This window comes from Aromatoleum anaerobium, from assembly GCF_012910705.2.
Classification (GTDB): domain Bacteria; phylum Pseudomonadota; class Gammaproteobacteria; order Burkholderiales; family Rhodocyclaceae; genus Aromatoleum; species Aromatoleum anaerobium.
This window is the reverse complement of sequence record NZ_WTVG02000040.1, coordinates 777,219-802,879: the sequence shown is the minus strand read 5'-3', so window position 1 is coordinate 802,879 and position 25,661 is coordinate 777,219. Positions and strand designations below refer to the sequence as shown.

25 protein-coding genes are annotated in these 25,661 nt (G+C 65.3%); 18 read left to right on the top strand and 7 right to left on the bottom strand.

The window, feature by feature from the left end; all coding sequences use genetic code 11:
* Positions 1–137: 137 nt before the first annotated feature.
* From guaD to GO606_RS19260, 3 genes are all read right to left on the bottom strand, one after another.
* Positions 138–1,439, bottom strand: a complete 1,302-nt coding sequence (gene guaD, locus GO606_RS19270; RefSeq protein WP_169116796.1) for a guanine deaminase — start codon at positions 1,437–1,439, stop codon at positions 138–140.
* A gap of 90 nt (positions 1,440–1,529) precedes the next feature.
* Positions 1,530–2,102 carry an HNH endonuclease gene (locus tag GO606_RS19265; protein WP_246979752.1) on the bottom strand — a complete coding sequence of 191 codons (573 nt, stop codon included), beginning with the start codon at positions 2,100–2,102 and terminating at the stop codon, positions 1,530–1,532.
* A 202-nt stretch (positions 2,103–2,304) separates the two neighbouring features.
* The gene (locus GO606_RS19260; RefSeq protein ID WP_169116797.1) at positions 2,305–2,856 is read right to left on the bottom strand and encodes an NUDIX hydrolase; all 552 of its coding nucleotides are present in this window, start codon (positions 2,854–2,856) and stop codon (positions 2,305–2,307) included.
* Positions 2,857–3,117: 261 nt separating this feature from the next.
* Here GO606_RS19260 and flhD point away from each other — a divergent pair, with 261 nt between their 5' ends.
* From flhD to GO606_RS19200, 12 genes are all read left to right on the top strand, one after another.
* On the top strand, positions 3,118–3,438 hold the full coding sequence (gene flhD / locus GO606_RS19255; protein ID WP_169116798.1) for a flagellar transcriptional regulator FlhD: 321 nt from the start codon (positions 3,118–3,120) through the stop codon (positions 3,436–3,438).
* 20 nt (positions 3,439–3,458) lie between these two features.
* A complete protein-coding gene (gene flhC / locus GO606_RS19250; protein WP_169116799.1) occupies positions 3,459–4,004 on the top strand; it encodes a flagellar transcriptional regulator FlhC in 546 nt (181 codons plus the stop codon).
* Positions 4,005–4,155: 151 nt separating this feature from the next.
* Positions 4,156–5,010: a flagellar motor stator protein MotA gene (motA, locus tag GO606_RS19245; protein ID WP_169116800.1), complete on the top strand. Its 855-nt coding sequence runs from the start codon at positions 4,156–4,158 to the stop codon at positions 5,008–5,010.
* 70 nt (positions 5,011–5,080) lie between these two features.
* Positions 5,081–6,091, top strand: coding sequence for a flagellar motor protein MotB (gene motB, locus GO606_RS19240; RefSeq protein ID WP_169116801.1), 1,011 nt, complete (start codon positions 5,081–5,083; stop codon positions 6,089–6,091).
* Positions 6,092–6,108: 17 nt separating this feature from the next.
* On the top strand, positions 6,109–6,936 hold the full coding sequence (locus GO606_RS19235; protein ID WP_169116802.1) for a CheR family methyltransferase: 828 nt from the start codon (positions 6,109–6,111) through the stop codon (positions 6,934–6,936).
* On the top strand, positions 6,920–7,546 hold the full coding sequence (locus GO606_RS19230) for a chemotaxis protein CheB (protein WP_244857148.1): 627 nt from the start codon (positions 6,920–6,922) through the stop codon (positions 7,544–7,546). Before GO606_RS19235 ends, GO606_RS19230 begins: the two co-directional genes overlap by 17 nt.
* A gap of 108 nt (positions 7,547–7,654) precedes the next feature.
* Positions 7,655–8,623 (top strand): chemotaxis protein, encoded by a 969-nt coding sequence (locus GO606_RS19225; protein ID WP_169116804.1) that lies wholly within the window; start codon positions 7,655–7,657, stop codon positions 8,621–8,623.
* Between the two features lie 14 nt (positions 8,624–8,637).
* Complete coding sequence (locus GO606_RS19220; protein ID WP_169116805.1) at positions 8,638–9,588, top strand: chemotaxis protein; 951 nt, start codon at positions 8,638–8,640, stop codon at positions 9,586–9,588.
* Between the two features lie 35 nt (positions 9,589–9,623).
* Complete coding sequence (gene cheY / locus GO606_RS19215; RefSeq protein WP_169116806.1) at positions 9,624–10,025, top strand: chemotaxis response regulator CheY; 402 nt, start codon at positions 9,624–9,626, stop codon at positions 10,023–10,025.
* 33 nt (positions 10,026–10,058) lie between these two features.
* Positions 10,059–10,907 (top strand): protein phosphatase CheZ, encoded by an 849-nt coding sequence (gene cheZ / locus GO606_RS19210; protein ID WP_169116807.1) that lies wholly within the window; start codon positions 10,059–10,061, stop codon positions 10,905–10,907.
* A 105-nt stretch (positions 10,908–11,012) separates the two neighbouring features.
* Positions 11,013–12,899 (top strand): chemotaxis protein CheA, encoded by a 1,887-nt coding sequence (locus GO606_RS19205; protein ID WP_211166442.1) that lies wholly within the window; start codon positions 11,013–11,015, stop codon positions 12,897–12,899.
* A 121-nt stretch (positions 12,900–13,020) separates the two neighbouring features.
* Positions 13,021–13,353 carry a DUF3135 domain-containing protein gene (locus tag GO606_RS19200; RefSeq protein WP_169116808.1) on the top strand — a complete coding sequence of 111 codons (333 nt, stop codon included), beginning with the start codon at positions 13,021–13,023 and terminating at the stop codon, positions 13,351–13,353.
* Here GO606_RS19200 and tal read toward each other — a convergent pair.
* Together tal and cysK are read right to left on the bottom strand one after the other, a co-directional pair.
* Complete coding sequence (tal, locus tag GO606_RS19195) at positions 13,343–14,422, bottom strand: transaldolase (RefSeq protein ID WP_169116809.1); 1,080 nt, start codon at positions 14,420–14,422, stop codon at positions 13,343–13,345. The two genes, GO606_RS19200 and tal, sit on opposite strands and share 11 nt — an antisense overlap.
* Before the next feature lie 187 nt (positions 14,423–14,609).
* Positions 14,610–15,587, bottom strand: a complete 978-nt coding sequence (cysK, locus tag GO606_RS19190; protein WP_169116810.1) for a cysteine synthase A — start codon at positions 15,585–15,587, stop codon at positions 14,610–14,612.
* A 507-nt stretch (positions 15,588–16,094) separates the two neighbouring features.
* On the opposite strand from cysK, the gene GO606_RS19185 reads away from it, so the two are divergent.
* The 4 genes from GO606_RS19185 to GO606_RS19170 all read left to right on the top strand — a co-directional run bounded on the left by GO606_RS19185 (position 16,095) and on the right by GO606_RS19170 (position 19,595).
* Entirely contained in the window at positions 16,095–17,420 is a 1,326-nt protein-coding gene (locus tag GO606_RS19185) for a hypothetical protein (RefSeq protein WP_246979865.1), read from the top strand.
* Between the two features lie 65 nt (positions 17,421–17,485).
* Positions 17,486–17,872, top strand: coding sequence for a hypothetical protein (locus GO606_RS19180; protein ID WP_169116811.1), 387 nt, complete (start codon positions 17,486–17,488; stop codon positions 17,870–17,872).
* 10 nt (positions 17,873–17,882) lie between these two features.
* Entirely contained in the window at positions 17,883–18,575 is a 693-nt protein-coding gene (locus GO606_RS19175) for a C39 family peptidase (RefSeq protein ID WP_169116812.1), read from the top strand.
* A 45-nt stretch (positions 18,576–18,620) separates the two neighbouring features.
* Positions 18,621–19,595 carry a hypothetical protein gene (locus tag GO606_RS19170; protein WP_169116813.1) on the top strand — a complete coding sequence of 325 codons (975 nt, stop codon included), beginning with the start codon at positions 18,621–18,623 and terminating at the stop codon, positions 19,593–19,595.
* A gap of 42 nt (positions 19,596–19,637) precedes the next feature.
* Here GO606_RS19170 and GO606_RS19165 read toward each other — a convergent pair whose 3' ends face one another.
* Together GO606_RS19165 and GO606_RS19160 are read right to left on the bottom strand one after the other, a co-directional pair.
* Positions 19,638–20,963: an acetate kinase gene (locus GO606_RS19165; protein WP_169116814.1), complete on the bottom strand. Its 1,326-nt coding sequence runs from the start codon at positions 20,961–20,963 to the stop codon at positions 19,638–19,640.
* A 48-nt stretch (positions 20,964–21,011) separates the two neighbouring features.
* Complete coding sequence (locus GO606_RS19160; protein WP_169116815.1) at positions 21,012–22,355, bottom strand: sigma-54 dependent transcriptional regulator; 1,344 nt, start codon at positions 22,353–22,355, stop codon at positions 21,012–21,014.
* Positions 22,356–22,719: 364 nt separating this feature from the next.
* Here GO606_RS19160 and GO606_RS19155 point away from each other — a divergent pair, with 364 nt between their 5' ends.
* Entirely contained in the window at positions 22,720–22,893 is a 174-nt protein-coding gene (locus GO606_RS19155) for a hypothetical protein (protein ID WP_169116816.1), read from the top strand.
* 607 nt (positions 22,894–23,500) lie between these two features.
* Positions 23,501–25,651, top strand: coding sequence for a hydantoinase/oxoprolinase family protein (locus tag GO606_RS19150; protein WP_169116817.1), 2,151 nt, complete (start codon positions 23,501–23,503; stop codon positions 25,649–25,651).
* The last annotated feature ends 10 nt before the right edge of the window (positions 25,652–25,661 follow it).

Here is a 25,661-nt window from a genome sequence, read left to right as displayed (position 1 = left end):
GCCTTCGCCGGCAGGAACGTAGGGCGGGAAAGCGAAGCGCCTCCCGCCAAAACGGCACGGGGCCGCTCCCGGCGTTCGATTGGCGGATAACGCCTTCGGCTCATCCGCCCGAAAAACCTCACCTCAAAGACGTCACGTCACGGCCGGCGCCACGCCGGTTCGCCCATCACCCAGGTCGCCGCGACGGCGCGGTCGTCGCCGAGCAGCATCAGCGCGAACAGCCGCTCGGCGAGGGTCGTGGCGACGGCCGTGCGCCGGGCGAGCAATGGCGTCGCGGCCGGGTCCAGCACCACCAGGTCGGCTTCGCGTCCGGTGTCGAAACTGCCGATGCGGTCGTCGAGATACAGGCTGCGCGCGCCGCCGCGGGTCGCGAGGTAGAAGCCGCGCTCGACCGGCAGCCGCTGTCCCCTGAGTTGCTGCACCTTGTAGGCTTCGTTGAGCGTCTGCAGCATCGAGAAGCTGGTCCCGCCGCCGACGTCGGTGCCGAGCCCGACCCGCACGCCCGCGGCCTGCGCGCGGTCGAGATCGAACAGGCCCGAGCCGAGGAACAGGTTCGAGGTCGGGCAGAAGCTGATCGTCGCGCCGGTCGCGGCCATGCGGGCGCGATCGGTGTCGTCGAGCCACACGCAGTGCGCGAACACGCTGCGCGCGCCGAGCTGGCCGTAGCGTTCATAGACGTCGAGGTAGCTGCGCGCTTCCGGGTAGAGCCTCGCGACCCATGCGACTTCGCGCTCGTTCTCGGCAAGGTGGGACTGCAGATACACGCCCGGATGATCGGCGAAGAGGCGCCCGGCGAGCGCCATCTGCTCAGGTGTCGAGGTCGGGGCGAAGCGCGGCGTCACCGCATACAGCAGGCGGTCGCGGCCGTGCCAGCGCTCGATCAGCGCCTTCGATCCCGCGTCGCCGCGGTCGGCGGTGTCGCGCAGGAAGTCCGGGCAGTTGCGGTCCATCAGCACTTTGCCGGCGATCATCCGCATGTGCCGTTTGCGCGCCGCGGCGAACAGCGCGTCGACGGAGGCCGGATGCACGGTCGCAAACGCCATCGCGGTCGTCGTGCCGTTCCGCAGCAGCTCGTCGCAGAAGAACTCCGCGACCGCCGCCGCGTGAGCCGGATCGGCGAAACGCCGTTCGGTCGGGTAGGTATATTTCTCGAGCCACGCGAGCACCTGTTCGCCGTAGCTGGCGACGATGTCGGTCTGCGCGTAATGGATGTGCGTGTCGATGAAGCCGGGCAGGACCAGCTTGCCACGGTAGTCGTCGACCGCCGTGCCGGCGGGTAGCCGGGGCAGCAGCTCGCCCGCGGGGCCGAGTTCGGCGACGAGCCCGTCGCGCACGATCAGCAACCCGTCCGGAAAGTGCGCCAGCGCATCGCTCCCCAGGTCGGCCGGGTCGCCGAGGAAGTGCACGATCTCGCCGCGGATTGCCCGCAGCCCGCTCATTGCCCGCCTCCGTCAGCGTGTTGCGACAGGCAAGAACGCGCCGGCTCAGGCAAGCCGGTGGGGAGATGCTGGAAGGGTGCGCTCACGTTTTCACGGAACGTGGAGCCGGCTCTGGCGCGGCACGTGGCGGGCGAGGAAATCCATCTGGTCGGCGAGGATGCTGCGGTTGCACAAAATCAGGTATTCGGCCTTGTTCGGCACATACGGTGCATACAGCAACGCCATTCGCGCCTGTTCCGGCGTGCGCCCGCTCTTGCGCTGGTTGCAGGGCCGGCACGAGGTCACGACGTTCATCCACACGTCGCGGCCGCCCTGTGAAACCGGGACGATGTGCTCGCGCGTCAGGATGTGGCCCGAGAAGCGGTCGCCGCAATAGGCGCAGATATAGCGGTCGCGGTGAAACAGTTCGCGGTTGTTCAGCGGCGGGACCTGGCTGTGGCTTTCGGGACGGAAGTTGCGCCCCTTGATCGCGATGATGCTGTTCGCGGTGATTTCGGAGCGCAACCCGGTAGCCCGGCAGATTCCCCCGACGAAGCGGAACTGCCGGTTTCCGACGACCCACGCCACCATGTCCAGGGCATAGTAGTGACACGCCGCCTGCCAGCTTATCCAGCGGTGGGGCAGGCCGCGGCTGTCGAGCGTGAGGATCCAGGGGTGTTGCACGACAGGGGACCTTGCCCGCGGCTGGCCTGGCCGTCGTTCGGATTTGATTGCGTTGTCATGAGCCGCTGTCGGCACGATACCTCCTGCGCTTCTGTTCTGCCGGCGCGGGCGGCGCCGGCACGGTCCTGCCGGACCGGTGATGCGGACCGGCGGCAGTGTCGGCCGGCCTTATTGTCATTCGATCGGCGGCGGCAGCAGTGGTTCAGGCAGTGCCGACCGGTGGGGGCAGGGCGAGATCGCTGGTGCGGAAGCAGAAAGTGCCGTGGCGGCGGTCGTCGAAATAATGCCGCAGCGTCAGCGCGATCGTCCGGAAAGCAATCTCGTCCCACGGGATTTCATGTTCCGCAAACAATCCGACCTCCAGCGATTCCTCGCCCGGTCCGAAGTCCAGGTCGAGCAGGCGCGCGCGATAGACGATGTGGACCTGGCTGATGTGCGGGACGTTGATCAGCGTGAATATTTCGCCGACCTCGATCCGCGCGCAGGCTTCTTCGAGCGTCTCGCGCGCCGCGGCCTGTGCCGTCGTCTCGGCATTTTCCATGAAGCCCGCCGGCAGCGTCCAGAAGCCGTGGCGCGGTTCGATCGCGCGCCGGCACAACAGGATGCGGTCTTCCCATTCCGGGATCGCGCCGACGACGATCTTCGGATTCACGTAATGAATGCTGCCGCAGTTCGCACACACATGGCGCGGCAGCGAATCTCCGGGAGGAATGCGCAACTCGACGGTCGCGCCGCAGTTCGAGCAGAACTTCATGGCATTGGCTGAAGGCTTGGGGTCGCTGGATTCTAGCCCGGAACGGTGGGGTGTCGGTGGCGAGGGTCGCAAAAGGACCCGTCGACCTTGCGCAAAACGTATTCGTCTAACATGCGGAACAGCAGTTCCCACAGACGTGGCGTCGATACAACAGATAGCCCGTGAAGTGTGTAATCTTGCCGCTCCTGCCGTGGATCGCGCTTGCAATTGCTAACAATTGACTCTAATTTTGGCTACCTTATTCACGGTAATGACCAAACGATGAAACGCCAAGATTTTCAGTCCGAAATCCAGGAACTCAACCTCGCTTACATGATGCTGGCGCAGCAGATGCTGCGCGCCGACCGTGAGACGGCGATGCTGCGACTGGGGATCGGCCATGGCGTTGCCGAGCTCATCGAGGGGTTGACCAGTGCCCGGCTGGTGAAAATGGCGAGCAGCCAGATGGTGCTGCCGGGTTTCCGCTTCGACGATGCGATGCTGGCGGGCCTGATCGCCGGCAACGGGCGGGATGCCGCGACGTCCAGCCTGCACGCCGCGATCATCGCCGCCGGCAAGCCCGTGCAGGAACTGGCCGGATAGCCCGGCCGGAGGAGAGCAAATTGAAAAACAAGAGCATCATCGGCGAAGCCGAAGACATCCAGCGCGCAGCGGAAATGGTCCGCCTCGGCGCCCGCATGCAGATGCTGGAAGCCGAGACGAAGCTGAGCCGCGAGCGCCTTCTGAAGATCTACAAGGAAGTGCGCGGCATGTCGCCGCCGAAAGGGATGCTGCCGTTCTCGACCGACTGGTTCATGACGTGGCAGCCGAACATGCACGCGTCGCTGTTCATGGCCTTCTTCAGTTTCTTCCAGGACAAGGCCGGCCTCAAGGGGCTGGATGCGATCATCAAGGCCTACCATCTGTATCTCGATCACGTCGAGGCCGAAGCGATGGACCCGGTGCTCAGCCTGACGCGCGCCTGGACGCTGGTGCGGTTCTTCGACGCCGACCTGCTCCAGTTCGCCCCCTGCACGAGCTGCGGCGGACGCTTCGTCGCCCACGCCTATGATCCGACCCACCACTTCGTATGCGGTCTGTGCAATATGCCTTCGCGGGCCGGAAAGACCAAGCGGGCCGCCAAGGCGGCATTCGCCGAAGCGGACTGAGCAACGGATCGCCGTGCTCGAGGCCGCCGCGCCTGCCGGCGGCCTTTTTGTTTGTCGGCGCTCAAGTCCGGCGTGCCGGAGTCGTTACAGTGGCCAGTATTTCCGCGAGGCGCCGGAGCGCCTTCGCGCATGAATCGACAGGGGTTCCGCGGTGTTTCTGATCGTTGGCTATGTGATCATCCTTCTCGCGTCGATCGGGACCTATTCGATTCATGGCAGCCTCATGGCCCTGTGGGTGCCGCTCGAATACCTCGCGATCGTCGGCCTGATGATCGGCGGTTTCGTTGCCGGCAACGGCAGCAAGGCGCTGAAGGCGACGCTGGCGGCCCTGCCGGGGGTCGTGAAGGGCTCGCCGTACAACAAGGCGATGTACATGGACCTGCTGGGCCTGTTGTACGAGGTGCTCGCGAAAGTGCGCAAGGAAGGCCTCATGTCGATCGAGAACGATGTCGACAATGCCGCATCCAGCCCGATCTTCACGAAGTATCCGAGCGTGATGGCCAACCACCACGCGATCGAGTTCCTCACCGATTATCTGCGCATGATGGTCGGCGGAAACCTCAACGCGTTCGAGCTCGAAAGCTTGATGGACAAGGAAATCGATACTCATCACCAGGAGGCGCACACCGCACCGCACGTCGTGGCGAAAGTTGGCGATGCGCTCCCCGCGTTCGGTATCGTCGTCGCGGTGATGGGGGTGGTGAACGTCATGGGTTCGGTCGGCCAGCCGCCGGCGGTGCTCGGCAAGATGATCGGCGGCGCGCTGGTCGGCACCTTCCTCGGCATCCTCATTTCCTACGGTTTCGTCCAGCCCATCGCGAGCCAGCTGGAGCAGCGCGTCGAAGAGGGCGGGAAAGTCTTCGAGTGCATCAAGGTGGTGCTGCTGGCGAGCATGAACGGGTATGCGCCGCAGGTGGCGATCGAGTTCGGGCGCAAGGTGCTGTATTCGACGGAGCGTCCGGGCTTCGCCGAGCTCGAGCAGGACATCAAGAACCGCAAGGGCTGACGGCCGCAATGACGAGCTTGCCGCGCCTCACGCCTCGCCCGGCCTCTGCGCGACGTGGAGGCGCCCGGCCGTGAGCGACGATACGCAACAACCTATCGTCGTCAAGCGCATCAACAAGGTCGCGGCGGCAGCGCACGGCGGCGCATGGAAGGTCGCGTACGCGGACTTCGTCACCGCGATGATGGCTTTCTTCCTGCTGATGTGGCTCCTCGGCTCGACCGCGCAGGGCGACCTCGAGGGGATCGCTGACCATTTCCAGAATCCGCTGAAAATCGCGATGCAGGGCGGAAGCGGATCGGGCGACAGTTCAAGCGTCATCAAGGGCGGCGGCGAAGACCTCTCCCGTTCCCTCGGACAGCGCAAGCGCGGCGACGTCGACGAGCGCCGTTCGATCAACCTCGATGCGGCGAAGGGACGCGAGATCCAGCGACTGGAGGGCGATAACGAAGGGGCGGAAGCAATGCGCGAGCGGGCGCGGCTGATCGACCTGAAAGGCCGCATCGAGGCGATCGTCGAGGCCGACCCGAAGCTGCGCAGCTTTCGCAACCAGATCCTGATGGACATCACGTCCGAAGGGCTGCGCATCCAGCTCGTTGACGAGCAGAATCGGCCGATGTTCAATACCGCGAGCGATGCGCTGCAGCCTTACACCCGCGACCTGTTGCGGGCGATCGGACGGGCGCTCAATGACGTGCAGAACCGGCTCAGCCTCTCCGGCCATACCGATGCCGCGAAATACGCCGGTGGCGAGCGCGGCTTCTCGAACTGGGAGCTGTCGAGCAACCGTGCGAACGCGTCGCGCCGGGAACTGGTCGCCGGCGGACTGGAGCCGGGGAAGGTGATCCGGGTAGTCGGCCTGGCCGAGACGGTGCCCATGAAGGAGGACGACCTGTTTGATCCAACCAACCGCCGTATCAGCATCGTCGTCATGAACCGGAAGACCGAAGAGGCGGTGCGGGCGCAGCGCGGTTTGCTCGACGTCGGCGCGACAATGCCCGTCGACGACGAGAAGCTCCGCCGCGATATCGGGGCGGCCTCCGCGATGCCGGCCGGACGGGCGCGTGCCGCCCTGCAACCCTGAGCCCATCGACGACAAGCATGCGCGACCGCGAATTCCTGTTCACGACGACGGATTTCGACCGCATCCGGGCGCTGATCCACAGCCACGCCGGCATCGCGCTGTCGCCGGCCAAGCATGACATGGTGTACAGCCGCCTCGCCCGGCGCCTGCGGGCGTGCGGCGACCGGACTTTCGCGGAATATCTCGTCCGGCTCGAGCGCGATCGCCCGGAATGGGAGGTCTTCGTCAATTCGCTGACGACGAACCTCACCTCGTTCTTCCGCGAACCCCACCATTTCGACCTGCTTGCCCAGCGGCTGCGCGGCATCGAGGAAAAGCGCACGATCAGGATCTGGTGCAACGCCGCTTCCACCGGCGAGGAGCCGTATTCGCTCGCGATCACCGCATGCGAGGCGTTCGACACGCTGAGCCCTCCGGTGCAGATCCTCGCGAGCGACATCGATACCAGCGTGCTCGCCCAGGCGCAGCGCGGCCGGTATCGACAGGATCGCCTCGAACGCCTGTCGGCGGAGCGGTTGCGGCGCTACTTCGTCCGCCCGGCCGACGGACTGCCCGGGGAACTGCAGGTGCGCCCGGAGTTGCAGCGCCTGCTGAGTTTCCGCCGCATCAACCTGCTCGAAGCCAACTGGCTCGTGCAGGGGCCGCTCGACGCGATTTTTTGCCGCAACGTCATGATCTACTTCGACAAGCCGACGCAGTACACGATCCTCAAGCGCTTTGTGCCTTTGCTGCGCCAGGATGGAGCGCTCTTCGCCGGCCACTCCGAGAGCTTCCTGCACGCGGTCGACCTGTTCCGTTCGATGGGCCGTACGGTCTATCAGTGCGTCGATGCAAGCCGCGCCTGAGGCCGGCACGGCAATGCGCAGTGGCGCGGCGCGCATCGTCTTCATCGGGGCCTCGACGGGGGGCACCGAAGCCATCAAGGAGATCCTTGTCGGGCTGCCCGAACGCTCGCCGCCGATCCTGATCGTGCAGCACATGCCGGAAATCTTCACCTCTTCCTTCGCCCGCCGGCTCGACGGACTGTGCGCGCCGACCGTGAAGGAGGCCGAGGACGGCGAGCCCGTGCTGGCGGGAAACGTGTATCTGTCGCCGGGCCATTCCCATCTCGCGATCCGGCGTACCGGGGGCGGCTTCCAGTGCGTGCTGTCGCGGGACGAAGCCGTCAATCGCCACCGCCCCTCGGTCGACGTGCTGTTCCGCTCGGCAGCGGCGCAAGTCGGCACCGCGGCGATCGGAGTCCTGCTCACGGGGATGGGCAAGGACGGCGCACAGGGGTTGCTGCAGATGCGCCACGCGGGGGCATGGACGATCGCCCAGGATCACGACTCGTGCGTCGTGTACGGCATGCCGCGGGAGGCAGCGAGTATTGGCGCCGCACGCGAAGTCGTCCCGCTCAAGGCCATCGCGCTGCACATCCTGCAGCGCGCCGGGCCGAACACGGCGCCGCAATAAACCGCGCGCATCAGCCCTCAAGAATCGGCCGCCATTGACGTTATCCATCCCAACCCCGCGGCACGAACCCGTTGCCGGAACATATACCCGCATCTTGCGGAGAGCCAAATGTCCGAACTATTCAGGAATATCGAAGCGCGCACACGGCTCGCCGGCACGAACAAGCTGGAGATCCTGTTGTTCACGCTGGGGACCGACGCGCGTACCGGCCGTCGGGAAACTTTCGGCATCAACGTGTTCAAGGTGCGGGAAGTCATGCGCACGCCGGCCATCACCGCCGCGCCCGAGATGCCCGCGTCGGTCGAGGGGATGGTGAGCCTGCGCGGCGTACTGGTGCCGGTCGTCGATCTCGCCAGATATGCCGGGATAGGCGCCGAGGCGCGGCGCGACATCATGATCGTGACTGAATACAACGGCCACACCCAGGGCTTCCTCGTCGAGGCCGTCGATACGATCCTGCGGCTCGACTGGGGGCAGATGAGGGTTCCGCCGGACATGCTGACCGCGAACCTCGGCGGTCTGGTCACTGCCGTGACCGAGCTGCCCGGCGAGAGGCTGGTGATGATGCTCGACGTCGAGAAAGTGCTGTCGGAAACGACGACCCAGGACGATCCGCTGTTGTTCCGGGGCATCGAACCGCTCGACGACGCGGCGCAGGCGGTTTATTTCGCCGACGACTCGTCGGTCGCCCGCAAACAGATCGAACGCACGCTCGATGCGCTCGGCGTGCCCTATGTCGGATCGATCAACGGCCGGGCGGCGTGGCAGGAGCTGCAGAAGATTGCAATGCATGCCGAAGCGACCGGACGCAAGGTCAACGAACTGGTCGGCCTCGTGCTGACCGATGTCGAAATGCCCGAAATGGACGGCTACATCCTGACCAAGATGATCAAATCCGACTCGCGCTTCAACGGCATCCCGGTTCTCATGCATTCGTCGTTGTCGGGCATGTCCAACCAGCAACTCGGGAAATCCGTCGGGGTGGATGAATACGTGGCCAAATTCGAACCCCGGCGCCTCGCGCAGACGCTGCGACGCCTGCTGGTCGAGAGCAGCGCCTCGTCCCGGGCATGCTGAGAGGGAGCACCGATATGTCGAGTTTCAATTCCGACGAGAGCGGCCTGCTGAACGTCGTCGATGGGCGCACCAGCCTCGCCGGTTCGAACCGCATGGAAATCCTGCTGTTTTCGCTGGGAACCGGCGAAACCTTCGGCATCAACGTGTTCAAGGTCCGCGAGGTCTGCACCGCGCCCTTCATCACGCGCACGCCGAACATGCCCGTCGGCGTCGAAGGGCTGATCTCGCTGCGAGGCAACGTCATCCCGGTTCTGTCACTGGCAAAGATCCTCGGCCTTGCCCGGCCCGGCGCGCCGCTCGGCGGCTCGATGATGGTGACCGAATACAGCAAGCGCACGCTCGGATTCCTCGTCGACAGCGTGGATCGCATCATTCGTGTCGAATGGGACAAGGTCCGCGCGCCCGACAACGTGTCGAGCAATGTGCAAAGCTACATCACCGCGATCACCGAGTCGCCCGACGGCAAGCTCGTTTCGATCGTCGACGTCGAGACGGTGCTGGCGACGACGTTCGGCGACGCGGTCGTCGGGAATATTTCGCCGATCGCTGGCGGCCATGAATACGACATTTTCTTCGTCGACGACTCGGGCGTGGCGCGGCGCAAGATCGCCGAGGTCCTCGACAAGCTCGGCGTCAAGCACAAGCATGCGGTCAATGGGCTCGAGGCCTGGACACGGCTGCAGGGCATCGCGAGCCACGCGCAGCAGTGCGGGCACCAGGTGGGGGAAGAACTCGACCTCATACTGGTGGATGCCGAAATGCCGGAGATGGACGGGTATGTGCTGACGCGCAACATCAAGGCCGACGCGCGCTTCAACGGCATTCCCGTCGTCATGCATTCGTCGTTGTCATCGGAGGCGAATCGCGCCATGGGAAAACAGGTCGGTGTCGATGCATACGTGGCAAAATTCGACGCTGACGCGCTGGCCGATACGCTGCGCCCCCTGTTGTCGAAGGGGCACTAGGCCGGGCCGGCTGCGAGACGAATACGGAGAACAGGATGTCCGACCCCAAGATGAAATTTCTCGTCGTCGACGATTTTTCGACCATGCGCCGCATCGTGCGCAACCTCCTCAAGGAACTCGGATTCACGAACGTGGACGAGGCCGAGGACGGTGCGGCCGCGCTGCAGAAGCTCAACAACGCGTCGTTCGACTTCGTCGTCACCGACTGGAACATGCCGAACATGGACGGCCTGACGCTGCTGCAGACGATCCGCCAGACGCCCCATCTGCGGCACCTGCCGGTGCTGATGGTCACCGCCGAGGCGAAAAAGGAAAACATTATCGCGGCCGCACAGGCGGGCGCGAGCGGCTACATCGTGAAACCGTTCACGGCGGCGACGATGGCCGAAAAGCTCGAAAAGATCTTCGAAAAAATTGGCAAGAAAGCGGTTGCCTGAATGGCCCCGCCTGAACGAATAGGGAATCCGATAATGGCGAAAAAGCTGAAGCTCGACGAGACCGGTGATTCTGATGATCTCCAGGCCTTGTTCGACAGCATCGCATCCGGCCCGGCGAAATCGGAATTCAAGGTCGTTGCCGATCCCGGCGCATCGAGCGGTGACGACGACGAACTGCAGTCCCTGTTCGATGCGGTCGCCGCGCAGTTCGATGCTGCCGTCAGCTGCGAGCCGGCGCCGAAAAGGACCGACCCGCCGCCCGTACTTCCCGAGCACAGCTGCGATGCCGTATTCACACGGATTGGCCAGATGACGCGCCAGGTGCACAACACGCTGCGCGCGCTGGGTTCGGACGGCCTGCTCCAGGACGCCGTGCAGGCGATTCCGGACGCCCGCGAGCGGCTCAGTTATATCGCGCAAATGACCGAACAGGCGGCAAGCCGGGTGTTGAACGCGACCGACATCGCGCAGCCGATACAGAACAAGATGCATGCCGATGCGCGAAACCTGGAGGCGCAGTGGGACAAGCTGTTCGCAAACGAACTGTCGGTCGACGAGTTCAAGGCCCTGTCGGGCAGCACGCGGGATTTCCTCGGCGAAGTCGTCAGGAACAGCCGGGCGACGAACGAACAGCTGATGGAAATCATGATGGCCCAGGATTTCCAGGACCTGACCGGGCAGGTCATCAAGAAGGTCGTGGATCTTGCGCAGAAACTCGAAACCGAACTGCTCCAGGTGTTGCTGGAGGTGACCCCGCCACAGATGCGGAGCGACCGGCACGGCGACCTGCTCAACGGTCCCGTGATCAGTTCCGCGGGGCGCGACGACGTCGTGACGACCCAGGAGCAGGTCGACGACCTGCTCGACAGCCTCGGCTTCTGAAAACCAAAGGGGGCGCCGGGCAACCGCCCAAACGCCGTTTGATGCGGCGATATGCCGCGCCGCGACTTTCGTCCCGGCAGTCTGCAACGATAATGCGAGAACGTCATGAGTGACTTCGCGGGAATGGAAGATCTCCTGCAGGATTTCCTGATCGAGGCCGGGGACCTGCTGTCCGGCGTCGATAACAAGCTCGTCGATCTGGAGCGGGCACCCGACGACCGCGGCTTGCTGAACGAGATATTCCGCGGCTTCCACACGATCAAGGGCGGGGCGGGCTTCCTCAATGCCGCCGAACTGGTGACGCTGTGCCACCTGACCGAGAACCTGTTCGACAATCTTCGCACTGGCGCGGTGCAGGTCACCCCCGAAGTCATGGACGTGATCCTCGAAGCCACGGGAACCGTGCGGACGATGTTTTCGCACCTCGAGCACCATGCCCGGCCCGCTGCGGCGGAGCCGGCGCTGATCGCGCGCCTGAAGCAGGCGATCGCGGGAGACCTTTCGGCCACGGCGCCGCGGGCTCCCGCTGTTGAGCCGGCGCGGGCGGGGCGTGCGGACGTCTCGCAGCGCGGGGAGCCGGACTGGGAAGCGCTGCACGGTGTGGTCACCGGTTTGCCGGCCCGCACGCCCGTGGCGGTCAAACCGGCGGTGATCGTCCCCCCGCAGCCGGCCAGGCCACCGGAGGAAGTCATCCAGGCCGCGATCGGCCGGCGCGGGAACGACAAGCCCGATACAGCGGCTCCGGTCGGGCGACGCGACATCGAGAAGCAGCGCGACAACTCGATTCGCGTCGATACCACCCGGCTCGACCAGGTGCTGAACCTGTCGGGCGAGATCGGCCTGACGAAGAACAGGCTCAACGCGCTGCGCAGCGACATCCTGAGCGGCCGCAACGATACCGAGACGCTGCATTCGCTCGATCTCGCGGTCAGCCAGCTCGATCTGCTCGTCTCGGACCTGCAGAACGCGGTGATGAAAACCCGCATGCAGCCGGTCGGCCGGCTGTTCCAGAAATATCCGCGGATTGCGCGCGATCTGGCCCGGAACATGGGCAAGGACGTCGAACTGGTGCTCGACGGCGAGGAAACCGAAATCGACAAGACGATGATCGAGGATCTGGCCGACCCGATCATCCATCTGATCCGCAACGCCGTCGACCACGGCGTCGAGGATCCGGCTGAACGCATCGCGAACGGCAAGCCGGAAAAGTCGGTGGTGCGTCTGGAGGCGCGCCAGGAGGGCGATCACATCATCCTGCTCGTCGCCGACGACGGGCGCGGCATGAACGCCGAGCGACTGCGTGCGAAGGCGCTCGAGAAAGGTCTCATCACCGATGAGGAATCGAACGGGATGGACGAGCGCCAGAGTTTCAACCTGGTGTTCCTGCCCGGGTTCTCGATGGCGTCGCAGGTGTCCGACGTTTCGGGGCGCGGGGTCGGGATGGACGTCGTGCGCACGAACATCCAGAAGCTCAACGGCAGCATCGACATCAAGTCGCAGCTCGGCAAGGGCACCACTTTCGTCATCAGCCTGCCGCTGACGCTGGCGATCCTGCCGGTCCTGCTGGTGCGGCTCGGCGAGCAGCCGTTCGCGGTGCCGTTGTCGATGGTCAGGGAAATCCTGCCGATCGACATGCGCGAGGTCCAGGAAGTGGGCGGACGCGCGACGATGGTGGTGCGCGGCGAAGTGCTGCCGATCCTGCCGCTGGCCGGCATGCTCGGCTGGCCGCTGGAGCGGGCGCCCGGGTATGGCGTGCTGATGCAGGCCGCCGAACTGTCGTTCATTCTCGCGATCGACAGCTTCGCCGGCCGCGAAGACGCCGTCATCAAGTCGCTCGACGGTTTCAGGCCGAAAGGTGTCGCCGGCGTGACGACGCTTTCGAACGGCCAGATCGTGCTGATCCTCGACATGAAGGAACTGCTCGGCGGTTCCGGAGATTTCCGCGGCATGGCCCGTCTGGCGCTGACCCCGCAGCACGCCGCCGCTGCCTGAGCCGAGGCCGTTTTTCGCCGGCGCGGCCAGACGCGCCGGCCGGACGCAACTGCGCTTGCGCCACCCCTTCCTGCTGCCTACGATGAAACACGCATGGCCATCGCCGTGCCGGAGGGGCGTCATGGCCGGCTTCGATTTCGGGCACTGGAGCAGTCTCGCGCAACGGGATCCGGAAGCGTTCTTTCGCGCCCGCTCCGAGGTCATCGAGCAGTTCATCGCGGCCCATCCGGCGGCCGAACGCGACCGGCTGCGGGAGCTTCAGCGCAGGATCGACTGCATCCGGGCGAGCGCCGGTGGCCCGTTGCGGGCAACCGGCATGCTGTGCGCGATGATGAGGGAGCGGCTGGAACTGCTCCAGCTGCAATGCGAACGGCTGCGGGCGCTCGGCGAGGTACCGAAAGCGGCGCGGCCGGACGGCGGGGCGAACGGGCGAAGCCCGAAGCTCAGGCAGTGAGCTCGAGAAGCCCGGCAAAGGCTTCTTCGAACTGGCGCAGTCCTTCGTCCTGCAGGCGCTTCCCCGCTGCCGTCATGTCGATGCCCAGCCCTTCCAGCGCGGCGAACTGCACCCGCGCCGCATCCACATCCCGGTCGAGCGTGCGGGCGACAGTGCCGTGGTCGCCCAGCGCAGCGAGCGTCGCGTCGGGCAGCGTGTTGACCGTCTCCGGCCCGATCAGCGGCTCGACATACATGAGGTCGCTGTAAGCGGGGTTCTTCGTCCCGGTGCTCGCCCAAAGCATCAACTGCGGCCGCGCGCCGGCGCTGCGCAGCTTGGCGAACGCCGCACCGTGGAAGCGTTCGCGATAACGCAGGTACGCGAGCTTCGCCATCGCGACGGCGGATTTTCCGCGCAGCGCGAGCGCCGCGTCGCTGCCGATCTCGCCGAGCTGCCTGTCGAGCAGCGTGTCCACGCGGCTCAGGAACAGGCTCGCGACCGACATCACGCGGCCCACCTCGCCTCCCGCCTGCTGCCAGGCCGCGAGGCCGCGCAGGTAGGCTTCGGCGACCGCGTCGACATGCGCCAGCGAGAACATCAGCGTCACGTTCACGCTCACTCCGTGTGCGGTCAGCTGCTCGATGGCTTCGATGCCGGCGGGGGTTGCGGGCACCTTGATCAGCACGTTGTCGCGCCCGACCGCGTGTTTCAGGCGCATCCCGGCGGCGACGGTCCGTGCCGCGTCGTGCGCGAGCGCCGGGGACACTTCGAGACTCACGTAGCCGGCGTTGCCGCCGCTCTCGTCGAACAGCGGGCGCAGCAGGTCGCAGGCGCGCTGCACGTCCGGGATCACGAGCCGCTCGTAGCGGGTTTCGGCGTCGATCGCTTCGCCCTTGAGACGGGCGAGGTCTTCTTCGTAGTAGCGCCCGCCGGCGATTGCCTTGTGGAAGATCGCCGGATTGGTCGTGACGCCGGCGATGCCGTCCGCGGCGATCAGCCGGGCGAGGTGGCCTTCGTTGAGAAGGGTGCGGGAAAGGTTGTCGAGCCAGACCTGCTGGCCTTCGGCGCGTACGCGGAGCAGAGGATTCATGGAGGGCTGCGGTGAGGGTTGCTCAAGGATTCATTGTGCTATGAATCGCCGGTCGCCGAAAGCTTGCGCGACCGGCGCGCGGCTCGCCTGGCGACCCCCGCGTCGGGGCCGCCAGGGCGCGATTCCGGCAGTCGACCGCCCGATTGCATGCCGTGTTCCGGTCGGGCCCGGCCGCGCGCCGGGGCGTTCAGATCGCCACGCCCGAAGCGTCGAAAAGGCCTTCGAACAGGATCGAGCTGAGGTAGCGCTCGCCCGAGTCCGGCAGCACCACGACGATCGTCTTGCCGGCGTTCTCCGGGCGCTGGGCGACGCGCGCCGCCACCGCCACGGCTGCCCCGCAGGAGATGCCGGAGAGGATGCCTTCCTCGCGCGCGAGCCGGCGTGCGTAGAGGACCGCGTCTTCGTTGCTGACCGTCTCGACCGCATCGATCAGCGACAGGTCGAGCACCTGCGGCACGAAACCGGCGCCGAGTCCCTGGATCTTGTGCGGCCCGGGTTTGAGCGGCTCCCCGGCGCGCGTCTGCGTCAGCACCGGGCTGGCTTCCGGTTCGACGGCGACCGACACGATCGGCTTGCCGCGCGTCTCTTTGAAGTAACGCGACACGCCGGTGATCGTCCCGCCGGTGCCGACGCCGGAAATGAAGATGTCGACGTTGCCGTCGGTGTCGTTCCAGATCTCCGGGCCCGTCGTCGACGCGTGGATCGCTGGATTGGCGGGGTTGTTGAACTGTTGCAGCAGCACGTAGCGACCCGGGGCGGAGGCGGCGATTTCCTCGGCTTTCGCGATCGCGCCGTTCATGCCCTTGGCCCCTTCGGTCAGCACCAGCTTCGCGCCGTACGCGACGAGGAGCTTGCGCCGCTCGACGCTCATCGTCTCGGGCATCGTCAGCGTGATCGGGATGCCGCGCGCGGCGGCGACGAACGCCAGCGCGATGCCGGTGTTGCCGCTCGTCGGCTCGACGATTTCCTTGCCGGGACCGAGCAGGCCGCGTTGCTCGGCGTCCCAGATCATCGCGGCGCCGATACGGCACTTCACCGAATAGGCCGGGTTGCGGCCTTCGATCTTCGCCAGGACGGTTGCCGGGGCGCCGTCGGTGACGCGGTTCAGTTTGACCAGGGGCGTCTTGCCGATCGACAAGGCGTTGTCGGAATACCAGTTCGACATAAGCGGGCTCCATGAAAGGGGCGGAATAAATGAATGAACGAGAGCAGCCTCGGACAGGAAGATTACGACAGTTGGCGCCGGTTTAGCGAAGAACCTCTTCGATGACCCGTGACTGCGGGGGCAGTCGCGCGCGAAGGGGCGGGCGAGCGCACTCCCTGCTTGCGGCACTGCAGCCGGCGCACGATGTGGCCGCAGCATGCGGCGCGAAGTGTTTCACCGGCGAAACACTTCGCCATGACTCGGATTTCCGTAAAAAACCAGGCCATACAAAGGCTTGGCTTTGAAGCGGGCGAAAGAACCGGATTTTGCGCCCGCAAAGTTGTACAAGCTCTGAACAGTCAGGCATGTGCCTCGTCGAGGCCGACGCCGTCGCGACAAAATAGTCGACGTTTAATCAGTAGCTTGGCGACACTCCGCATCAATGGCACAGCTCTTGCGCGACGTCGGCACCGGGCCTGGCATGGGGCTGGCCCTGGCTCTCGAAGGGGAAGTGCAATGAGAAAAACATTGATTTCAGCCGCGATCGGACTTGCCTTTGGTCTTGCCGGGCAGGCTTGGGCGAATCCGGAGAATAATGTCACGGACGTTACCAACGACAACACGCAAACCGCAACGGCCACAGCGACGCAGAGCGGCGACACCAGCCCGCAGGCGAACGAGTTTTCGACCGCAACGCAGGACAACAGCAGCTTCGCCGACAGTTCGAACAACTCCGACAACTCGAACAATTCGGATAATTCGGACAATTCGGACAACTCGAACAATTCGGCGACCGATAACTCGGACAACTCCGACAACTCCGATAACTCGGACAACTCGCTCACCGACAATTCCGACAACTCGAACAACTCCGATCAAGCCAACGACAAGAGCGCCGGCGACAACCGCAACAACGACGGAACGGCGCGCGCCGAAGGCTATGGCACGGCAGCCGCGAACAACGGCTCGAGCTCGACGGCTACGTTCACCAACGCCTTCAACCAGACCTACGTAACCGCGTCGGCATCGCTCAGCGGCACGGTCACCGGCGTGTCCGTGAGCAACATCGGCAACGTCGCGACGAACCACGGCAACGCATACGGCGGCAACGGCGCGGCCGGCGGTGCCGGCAACGGCGGCGACGGGATCGGCGGCAATGCCAATAGCGCGGGCGGCGCCGGCGGCGCAGCGGGCGGTGCGGAAGGCGGCCATGGCAGCAACGGCGGCGACGGCACCGGCGGGTCCGCGGCGAGCGGCACGGCGGACGGCGCCACCGGCTCGACCGGCGGAAATGCCGACACGGCACACGCGAATGGTGGCGAGGGCAGCGGTGGCGGCGGTTCGGGCAGTGCCAGCAACGGTTCGAGCGGAGGCTCGGGCATCCCGGACGGTGCCGGCGGCGTAGCCGGAGGTGCGGGTAGTTCGGGCAACTCGAGTGCGACCGCCAGTGGCGGCAGCGGGACCGGCGGCAACGGCGGCACGGCGACCAACACCGCGGGCAATGGCGGCAATGGCGGCGCGGCGACCAGCGGCACGGCCACCGCGGGCAACGGCACCGCCGGCAACGGCGGCAACGGTGGCAACGGCGGCAGCAATACGGCCGGGACCGGCGGTGACGGCGGCACGAACACTGCGGGTGCCGGGACCGGTGGTGCGGGTACCGGCGGCGCCGGCGCTGCGGGCGGGGCGGGCGGCACGGCGTATGCCGATGCCGGCGCCTTCAACATGTCCAACACCGTCGGTGGCGGCAGCCTGGCCAACTCGGCGGGCATCTCGATGACCTCGCTGAACAGCGGCATCGGTGCACTCGTGCAGCAAAGCGCAAACGTGCAGGCCAACCTGACGGTGCAGTAAGCAGCACGATCGAGCCGGGGGAGAAGCTTCCCCCGGCTTCACCTTTGCAGTCGAGGAGTGAAGCCATGAGACAGGTACTGCCCCTGCTGACTCTCGGTATCGCGCTGGCCGTCCTGGCCGGCGGCACCCGCCTCGTGCATGCCGACGACGTCGTGATGCTCGGGGATGCGGAATCCTTCGCGCTGCAGCGGCCGGTGCAGAGACTGATGGATGGGGCTACGGTGGATGACGCGGTGCTTTCGGGTCAACGCGGCGGCGCCGATACGCACATCAGCGAAATACGCGCGGTCGGTTCGATGAGCGAGGTTTCCGTGTCGGATGCCGTCACCGGGTACAACCTGATCACCGAGGGCGCATTCGCCAATGCGAATGTGCTGGGAACCGTGGTCCAGAACAGCGGAAACGGTGTCCTGATCCAGAACGCGGTGATCCTCAATCTCGAGGTGAAATGACGAGGCTGTCATGAAAGTCCGCACGCTGTTTTTCATCGCCCTGCTGGGCGCGTCGGTGTGCCAGCCCGCGGGGGCGCAGTCCGACTCGGCGAGGATTCTGGGGCCGTCAGGGAGCAGTTATGCAGTGCCCGTGACGAGCCTGAAAGGGGCGCGCTTCGTGTCGACGCTGCGTCAGCAATACGACTTCAGTTGCGGCTCCGCAGCGGTCGCAACGCTGCTCACGCATCATTACGACCGCAAGGTCGACGAAGTCGAGGTGTTCAAGCACATGTTCGAGCGCGGTGACCAGGCGAAGATCCGGCGTGAGGGATTTTCGATGCTCGACATGAAACTCTATCTCGACGGCAGCGGTTTTCGTGCCGAGGGCGTGCGCGCGTCGCTCGACCAGCTTTCTGCGGCACGTGTCCCGGCGATTGCGCTGATCAGGGAAAACGGCTACGCGCACTTCGTCGTGGTCAAGGGCCTGCGGGCGAAGCGGGTGGTCATCGGCGATCCGGCAATGGGGACGCGCGTTCTCGATCGCGCCGACTTCGAACGCTTCTGGACCAACGGTATCCTGCTCGTCATCAACGACAAGCCCGAGCGTGCCCGCTTCGACCGGGACGAGGACTGGCGAGTCCGGCCCCCGGCGCCGATCGGGCAGGGGATCGGCGGCAATGCAACGGATGTCCTGCTGCTGCGGCGCGGGCCGATGGATTTTTGAGTCTCTTCGATGATCACTTTGCGGAACAAACGCGTGGCCGGGCTCATGGCGATGCTCGTCGTGGGTGCGGGAATCCCGGAAATTCCGTTCCGGTTGCTGGAGCATGCATATGCGACGGACGACGTGGTCGAGGGCTTCTTCCCCGCACTGTGTGCCGGCGACATGCCGCCCGCCGAACTCCTCGCGCTCGCCGACTGGCCGCTGGATGCCGAAGGGATCGGCTGCCGGCCACACCCCGGGGTGCTCGACGCGCTGGCTGCGACGTCGGACGACGGGAGTCGGCCGGGAACGATATCGCGGCTCCTGGCCGAATACGTCCTGTCACTCGATGTTCCGCCTGGAGCCTCCGAAGAGGGTGCGCTGCCGGAGTCCGCGCCGGTCCCGGTCGCGAACGGCGCGGACGAAAGGCTTCCCGGTGCTGCGGGCGCCACGCCTTTCGCCGTGTCGACGCCGGATTCGTACCAGCCCGTGCCGCTCGCCGCGCTCGGCGAACCGCTCCCGTCGCCGGTGCCGTCAACCGTAGCGGGGCGCGACCACGATCTGGAACCGGTCCCTCAGGCACTCGCAGAAGGCCGCCCGCCCGAGGGCGAGAAGATGTTGTTCGCCGGTCTGCTGGTCGATGACGACACGCTCGGCGGCCTGCGCGGCGGCTTCGAGACGCCGGGCGGACTGATGCTTTCGTTCGGTATCGAGCGCGTGGTCCTCATCAACGGCGTGCTGTCGAGCACGACGACGCTGAACGTCGCGGATCTGAGCCAGCTGGCCGGGGGGGCGGCAGGCCCGCAGGTGCTGCCCGTCGGCACCAGCGTGGGCGTGATCCAGATCGGAGCGGACAACAGCTTCGATCCGGGCGTGCTCGCCTCCGGCTCCTTCGCGACGGTGATCCAGAACAGCCTGGACAATCAGAAGATTCAGACGGTCACGACGATCAACGCGCAGGCCAACAGCATGGATCTGCTGCGAGCCCACCGGCTCGGGGAGTCGTTGAGGGATGCCTTGAACAGCTCGCTGCTGAGGTGAAAGGCCGGCTTGGGTGCCCGGCACCGCGCCGGCGAACGTGCTCTACAGCGTGATCGGCATCCGCAAGGTCAGTTGCAGGTCCGGCGTATCCTCCGTGAGACCGGCGCCGACCGACAGGTTCAAAGTCCGGTTCGGCGCCATACGGTAGGAGTAGCCGAGCAGCAGGGTACCGAGCTGAATGCGTACCGAAGTCGCCGCGGTCTCGCCGTTCTGCTTGACCTTTCCGACCGACAGGTGGTCGTAGCCGATGCTGAACGATGAGCGCTCGTTCAGTGCGAGACCCATGCCGAAGTTGAAACCGAAAGCACCACCCGGCTGGACCTCGCCGAGTTCGATGTCGCCCTCGTTCGTCTTCTGCTTCACGTTGTCCCGCTTGAAGCTGTACTGGTAGCTGATGCCGCCGAAAAAGACAACGGGGTCGGAAGGAATCAGCACCGTCAGGCCCGGCTGGAGAGAGTAGAAACCCGAGCCGGTGGGAATTTCGGTCTGAAGACCCACGCCCCCGGTCGTCGATCTGATCGTTCTGTCGATTTCGACTTCGAACGGATCCGTACCGGTGCGCGACTTGAAGCGCAGCGACGCGATGTAGTACGGCTGGTCGGCCCCGCCGTCGTTGAGCTGGTACCGGCCTGTCAACTCGATGTCGCCGATGTCGTTCCCGTCCGTGTCGAATACCTCGGGATTGGCACTTCCTGCTGCCACTTCCCGGCTCACGCTCGAATCCCAGCGATAGACGTACGGAATTTTCGCTTCGAGTTCGAAGCGGTTCGTAATGCCGCGCCGCACGGTCAGCGCCGCGGTCAGTGAGTTGCTCTTGACCTCCCGAACATCGATCAGACCGATCAGGAGTGCGGGGATGATCGTGTAGCCGATCAGTGCAATGCGATTGCTCGATGAATACGCATACTGCAGCGAAGGCTCGAGGATCCACGTCCCCCGCGGCGTCAGCACGCCCGGCTGCTCGAAGATCGGCGCGACCGGTGGCGGGCGGTTGTCGGTGCGGGTCGGCGCCTCGCCGACAGGACGCTGCACCGGTGCCTGGGCGACCTGTTGCGCGGGTGTGCTGCCTGTCGGGGGCGGCGGCGCGGCGACCGTGGCGGGCACGGCGGGCGCAGGACCTCGGCCGCTGATGCCGCTGATGTCCAGCGCACGGCGCATGTCGTGCAGTACTGCCTGCTGGCGCGACAGATCCTGCTTCAGCGATTCGATCTGCCGGCTCTGTTCCTCGATCCGCTGTCTAAGTGTATCGACGCTGCCGTCGAAAGCCGCGTCATCGGCAGCGTGGAGGAACGGGCTCGATGCGGCCAGCACCAGCCCGGCCACGCTGCAGCCCACGACGGCGCCGGACCGGCGTCCCGAGGTTTTCATGGTTATCCCCTTGTATTTCCTGTCTTCGATGTGGCCGGCCGGGCACGGCTAAAGAACGATTTTCAGACGATCGATCATGCGATACAGCGTCACGCGCGAAATGCCGAGTTGCCGGGCGACTTCCGAAACGTTGTTGCGGTACTTATGGAGACTGCTGACGATGACTTCCTTTTCGACCGTCGCGCGCACTTCGTCGAGCGTCGGGCTGACGCCGTGCATCTCGGGCACGGCGATGCCCAGGTCGGCGGCGGCGATGAGCTTGGACTCGGTCATGATCATGGCGTACTGAACGCGGTTGATCAGTTCGCGCACGTTGCCCGGCCACGGGTATTCCCACATCGCATGGACCGCCTCCGAGCTGAAACCCTTCACCTGCGAACTCTTCTGGTGCCGGTTCTGGGCGAAGATCGAATTGGCGAGCAGCGGAATGTCGCTGGTGCGTTCGCGCAGTGGCGGCACCTTGAGGTGCAGGACGTTGAGCCGATAGAAAAGATCTTCGCGGAACCGGCCCTGCTCGACGGCGCGCTCGAGGTCGACGTGCGTCGCCGCGATCACCCGCACGTCGACGCGGATGCGCTGCGTGGAGCCGACGCGGACGATCGTCTTTTCCTGCAGGAAGCGCAGCAGGTTCACCTGCAGATCGAGGGGCAGGTCGCTGATTTCGTCGAGGAACAGGACGCCGCGATGGGCGGCTTCGATGTTTCCGATCTTGCGCTGGTGTGCCCCCGTGAACGCGCCGCGCTCATGACCGAAAAGCTCGGACTGGATGAGATTCGGCGCAATCGCACCGCAGTTCATCGTGACGAACGGCCATTCCGCCCGGGAGGAATACCGATGGATCGCGTTTGCCACGAGTTCCTTGCCGGTGCCCGATTCGCCGCCGATCAGCACCGGTGCGTCGACCCCGACGATTTTGTCGATCTGGTTGAAGAGCTGAAGCATCCTCGCGTGGCGTCCGACCATGCCGAACCGGCTGTCGCCGTCCCCGGTTCGCGGCGAGCAGCCCTCGATGCTCTGCAGCATCAATGCCTTGCCGTAAGCATGGCCCAGCGTCACCATCAGGCGTTCGCAGTCGAGCGGCAGCGTGTGAAAGTCGTGGAAATTGCGCAGCACCATCGGCCCATGCTCCTGGTTGCGCAGCAGATCCTTGCCGAGGATCGCGATCCATTCGACGTCGTTGACAGAGATCAGCGCTTCCATTTCGCGCGGTGGCCAGGGGTGCGCCGAGCTGAAAGCCACCAGACCGACCAGCGGTGAGCCGGCAGTCAACGTTTTGCGGGCCTCGTCGATGGATGAAACCACCTGAAATTCCCAGCCGGTCAATCCCATACTCTTCAGGCCGGCGGCTACTTCGCCGGTCTGATCCAGCAGCAAACCTTTACGTTTCGCCATCAAGGGTGTCCCTTTCCGCTCCGGAGATATCGACCTTCATTGTGTTTCGCACCGAATCGAGATACGCCCGACGTCCGTGCTCATGCATTTCAGTCCCGGAATGAACGTGACCTATCAAGCAAAAAGCATGCGAAAAACGAGTGAATTGCCTCCGAAGAAATGCAAACGACCTCCATCGAGACGGGCAGAGGGCGCCGGCAGCGAGGGCTGCATATTCCATATCAATCGCAACCGCTGCGTGAAAACGGCCGGTTCATGATCGGGCAATACCCGTCGAGGCCGGGAATGCCACGTTCGGAACAGCTGGTTGTGAATACCTTTCCAGGGGGTTTTTGGTTCCAAAGACCCCGGTAGAAAGCCCTGAATGCGCGCCAATTTTGTGGAAATTCGAACGGCGAAACCGCATGGCAATACAGATGGAAGCGCAACAAAAGTGCCCCCAGCGGTGGCTTCAGGAAATCGGCGCGCGTTTCCTGTCGCGTTTTTCGCCGTCGCCGGCTACCCGCATTTCATCGTGACGCAAATGCGCCTGGGGTGATCCCTGACGGCTCGCTGTCCGGCGGCAGCGCAGCCGGTTGTAAGAAATGCCGACAGCGCCCCGGACCCGCGGCTCGAAGAAGCTGCGGCGGAACGGGGCCGCCAGCGCGGGGAGCGCGCGCAGCAGGGGCCGCTTGGCCGGGGTCAGCGATCAATCTTGCGGTGTACCGCCGCGGGCGCGGCGGAAAAATGGAGATCGGTGTAAAGATTCCCGACGGTGCGTGGTGCCGGACCATCACCCAGGCGTGACCGATATCGCGGTGGCGCCGGCTGAGAGCCCGGATTTGCGCTTCGGTCGCTGTCACCCGTCCCGCCCTCGCAAGGCAATTTTCCGCTGCCCCATCGCGCGGTTCGCCCCCGCCCGCGTCCCGCTTCCGACCAAACGTCGCAGCACGTTCGATTTTCGTACGTTCCTCCGTTTTCCGACCGTCCGCTCCGGTTGTCCGGGATTGCTGCGATGCGGCGAAGAGAGTGTCAGGGTGGTCTTCCATCATGGCTTTTGCGGTTGCTGCAATGCGACAAGAAGATGCTGGCACGGACGGTGCAAAAGGACATCCGGGGGCCGGCAACATCGGCGACTCGCTAATCAAGAGGAGATGGAGATAAACATGGAAGTCCTACAGGCATCACAGGTACAGGTCATGGGCATCGATGCCGGCGGCACGATGACCGACACGTTCTTCGTCCGCGAAGACGGGCGCTTCGTTGTTGGCAAGGCACAGAGCAATCCGGCCGACGAGTCCCTCGCGATCTTCAACTCGTCGCAGGACGCACTGGCCCATTGGGAGCGCGACGTCGACGAGGTCTATCCGGAACTCGTCACCTGCGTCTATTCGGGCACCGCGATGCTCAACCGCGTCGTGCAGCGCAAGGGGCTCGATGTGGGGCTGATCTGCAACCGCGGCTTCGAGCAGGTGCATTCGATGGGCCGCGCGATCCAGAGCTACCTCGGCTATGCGCTCGAGGACCGCATCCACCTGAACACGCACCGCTACGACGAGCCGCTGGTGCCGCTGTCGCGCACCCGCGGCGTCACCGAGCGCACCGACGTGCAGGGCGAGATCGTGATCCCGCTGCGCGAGGCTGAAGTGCGCCAGGCGACGCGCGAACTCGTCCAGGCCGGCGCCAAGGCGATCGTGATCTGCCTGCTGCAGTCGCACAAGAACGGGACGAGCGAGAAGCGCGCGCGCGACGTGTGCCGCGACGAACTTGCGGAGCTGGACATCGACATTCCGGTGTTCGCGTCGGTCGATTACTACCCGTCGCGCAAGGAAAGCCACCGCATGAACACGACGGTGCTCGAGGCCTACGCCGCCGAGCCGTCGCGCCAGACGCTCAAAAAAGTCAGCGACCGCTTCCGCAAGCACGGCGCGAAGTTCGACCTGCGCGTGATGGCGACGCACGGCGGCACGATCTCGTGGAAGGCGAAGGAACTCGCGCGCACGATCGTCTCCGGCCCGATCGGCGGCGTCATCGGCTCGAAGCTCCTCGGCGAGGCGCTCGGCTATGAGAACGTCGCGTGCTCGGACATCGGTGGCACGTCGTTCGACATGGCGCTGATCACGAAGGGCAACTTCGCGATCGTGTCCGATCCGGACATGGCGCGCCTGGTGCTGTCCTTGCCGCTGGTCGCGATGGACTCGGTCGGCGCCGGCGCCGGCAGCTTCGTGCGGCTCGACCCGTACAGCGGCGCGATCAAGCTCGGACCGGATTCCGCCGGCTACCGCGTCGGCACCTGCTGGCCCGAAAGCGGCCTCGACACAGTGTCGGTGTCCGACTGCCACGTCGTGCTGGGCTACCTGAACCCGCACAACTTCCTCGGCGGCGCGATCAAGCTCGACGTCGAGCGCGCGCGGAGCCACATCAAGGTGCAGCTCGCCGATCCGCTGGGATTGTCGGTCGAGGATGCGGCGGCCGGCGTCATCGAGCTGCTCGACCAGAACCTGCGCGAGTACCTGCGCGCCAACATCAGCGCCAAGGGCTACAACGCGGCCGACTTCGTGTGCTTCTCGTACGGCGGCGCCGGACCGGTGCATACCTACGGCTACACCGAAGGCGCCGGTTTCAAGGACGTCGTCGTGCCGGCGTGGGCGGCGGGCTTCTCGGCGTTCGGCTGCGCGTGCGCGGACTTCGAATACCGCTACGACAAGAGCGTCGATATCGCGGTGCCGCAGATCGCCCCCGACTCGCAGAAGGCCGCGGCGTGCAACACGATCCAGGAAGCCTGGCAAGAGCTCGCGGCGAAAGTCGTCGAGGAATTCGTCATCAACGGCTTCAAGCCCGAGGACGTGATGCTGCGCCCCGGCTACCGCATGCAGTACATGGGCCAGCTGAATGATCTCGAGATCACTTCGCCGATCGGCTCGGCTGCCAGCCCGGACGACTGGAACCGCATCGTCGAGGCGTTCGAGAACACCTACTCGCGCGTCTATGCAAGCTCGGCGCGTTCGCCGGAACTGGGCTTCTCGGTGACCGGCGCGATCATGCGCGGGCTGGTCGCGACCCAGAAGCCGGTGCTGCCGGAAGACCCGGAAGAGGGCGAGACGCCGCCGGCCGAAGCGCGGCTGGGCACGCGTCCGTTCTACCGCGGCAAGAAGTGGGTCGATGCCGTGCTGTGGAAGATGGAAGCGCTCAAGCCCGGCAACCACATCACCGGCCCCGCGATCATCGAATCCGACGCGACGACTTTCGTCGTGCCCGACGGTTTCGAGACGCGGCTCGACAAGCACCGCCTGTTCCACCTGGCCGAAGTGAAATAAGGAGACACCA